Consider the following 2408-nt stretch of genomic DNA (forward strand, 5'->3'; position numbering starts at 1 on the left):
TAACATTATGCAAAAAAATACCCTGACTCTTTCCAAGGTTTGGCATGGAGTAAAATTCTTTTTTAAATGGCTATGGTTAATTAACCTGTGTCTACTTGGCCTTACCCTCACTTTGGTTGGCAATTTCTTCTTGATGTTTGAATATTCTTTCTCGTTATCAGAGCTAGATATTATTGAAACGTCGTTTATTGTTTTCTTAGTCATGTTTTTTTACCGCTATATTCAACTGTGCCGGCGAAGTGACGTGCCTTTGGTGCGAAAAATTATCACGCCATGGGTGCATCAAGCCTATTTGGGGTTATTTTCTATCGGTCTAATCCTGATCGCGATTAAGTTTTCTGATTTTGACTGGGACCAACCGCTAGACCCTATCGATGAGATTGTGGGATATCTTTGCAGTGTCGCCGTGTTTAGTTATAGCTATTACCGCGTGAGTAAACTGTCGAATCAACAAGTATCAACAACACCAGTTGCCAATACGCAAGGAGCGACACAATGAAATCTATCCATTACTTAACCGCTTTTCTTTTCTTGTTTGCTGTGCCAAGCCATGCTCTGATGCATTCCGATGCAAAGCCCGGCAGCACCGAGTTTTTGATCTCTGCTTGTCAGGAGTACACCGAGCTCTACGAGAAAAAAGACCAACCACGTTTTGGCGCATTTCTCACTACCTCAAAAGAAGAGAGCTTTCGTGCTGGCTATTGCCTTGGTGCGATTATGCATACCAACAGCACATGTTATTCCTCTAGGTCGTCTGTCTATCGTGCGGCGCAATTAATTGCCTCGAGTAAAAAGATGGATTTCTATACCGAGAGCCGCCTACTGGAGCAGGCAGTATGTCGTTAGTGAACACCAATCAGGCAGTAAAAGCTTTATTTGGTCTTGAGGGTAGTGAGCCTTTACGCTCCAAGGCCAATACTTATCTACGCAACGGTGTTATTCCGCCATCATTGGTTGTTGATGAAGGGTTTAGCGATGCCAGTATAGGTAAGCGTGGTAAAAAATTGCTCAAAGCTCAGGCAGTGGATTGTTTGTTTAACGCGCTAGTGCTGGACAGTTTTTTTAATGATTCGAAGTTGGTCAAAGCAATTTTTGAAGATTCAGCAAAGCGAGTCACCAATGCAGCTCTGTGCGAGGAAGTGCTACTAAAAGCGCAAGCCGTCAATGAGGTGATGCATTTATCTGTGGCGGCGCAGCAATTTCTCAGCCAGTTGCGCGACGATGCGTTCAATTTACGTGAGTCTCGCTTAGTGTGCCCGTTTGCTGAGCAGCGTTTGCCACAAATGGATTTGGCGATGCAAAATACCGGCTTGCTGTACCAATTGCTCAGAGCGCAGCGCCTTTCTCTCTCACATAAAGAACAAATCTTACTCTGCTGGTTAGAGCAAGATCTCTTGGCGGCAGCTCAGCTCGCTGACCAAGTCGATTTGGCGCTTTTACAGCGAGATATGGCGTTAGCAGAGCTGGTGCAAAGGGTTCGTAAAGAGTATCAAGAAGGGCAAAGTTTCAACGCGCTATTAAATTGCTTACCGGACTAAAAAACGCTTTTTTGTGCAGTGCACAAATCAACACTACTCCTACCAACCCAAAGGAGTCGTGTTATGAACACTGTAAACCAGTTAGTCATCAATTATCACATCACAGAAAAATGCAACTACGATTGCCATTATTGTTATGCCAAATGGGCAAAACCGAATGAGCTGCACCGCAATGTCGATGAGATGAAGAGAGTACTGAGCAAACTCGCTGAGTACTTTCTTTCCCCTAATCCTATTCAACAACAACTGCAATATCAGAGTGTCAGGCTCAATTTCGCTGGCGGTGAGCCTTTTCTACTCAAGCAGCGCTTTACGGATGCGCTCGATTACGCCATCGACTTAGGCTTTAAAGCTTCAATCATCACCAACGGACATTTAATCAGCGATGCGTTTATTGCCGAGCAAAGCCATAAACTGCAGCTTTTGGGGGTGAGTTATGATGCCTGCCAATCTGAGGTGCAAAAGAAAATTGGCCGCATCACTCGCTCAGGTAATGTGCTTTCTGCACAAAGGCTACAAGCCATTTTTCAGCAGATAAGACATCACTCACCCACGACAGAGCTGAAAATCAACACCGTGGTGAATCACTATAATACCGAGGGGGATTTCACCACTTTGATCGAAGCCCTTCAGCCGAATAAATGGAAAGTGCTGCGAGTTCTACCGGTATTTGATTCGATTCAAACCATTAGTGATCAGCAATTTGCGGCGTTTGTCGAGCGGCATCAGCGCGTGGCGCATTGCATGTCGGTAGAAAATAACCACTCCATGACTAATTCTTATTTGATGCTCAGCCCTGACGGCGCTTTGTTCCAAAATGGTCATGGCTCGTCAGGTTATATTAAAAGTCGCCCTTTGCTCACAACGCCG

4 protein-coding genes are annotated in these 2408 nt (G+C 44.9%); all 4 read left to right on the forward strand.

Annotated features, from left to right (window positions below; all coding sequences use genetic code 11):
- On the forward strand, positions 1-499 hold a 499-nt coding region (locus B7C60_RS14300), incomplete at its 5' end, for a hypothetical protein (protein WP_216639330.1).
- Positions 496-846 (forward strand): hypothetical protein, encoded by a 351-nt coding sequence (locus B7C60_RS14305; RefSeq protein WP_099612245.1) that lies wholly within the window; start codon positions 496-498, stop codon positions 844-846. The genes B7C60_RS14300 and B7C60_RS14305, both read left to right, overlap by 4 nt.
- Positions 837-1538 (forward strand): hypothetical protein, encoded by a 702-nt coding sequence (locus tag B7C60_RS14310; protein ID WP_099612246.1) that lies wholly within the window; start codon positions 837-839, stop codon positions 1536-1538. Before B7C60_RS14305 ends, B7C60_RS14310 begins: the two co-directional genes overlap by 10 nt.
- Before the next feature lie 63 nt (positions 1539-1601).
- Positions 1602-2408, forward strand: an 807-nt coding sequence (locus B7C60_RS14315; RefSeq protein ID WP_245869491.1) for a viperin family antiviral radical SAM protein, incomplete at its 3' end; no start/stop codon positions are given.

It is taken from the genome of Vibrio fujianensis (assembly GCF_002749895.1).
GTDB classification, from domain to species: domain Bacteria; phylum Pseudomonadota; class Gammaproteobacteria; order Enterobacterales; family Vibrionaceae; genus Vibrio; species Vibrio fujianensis.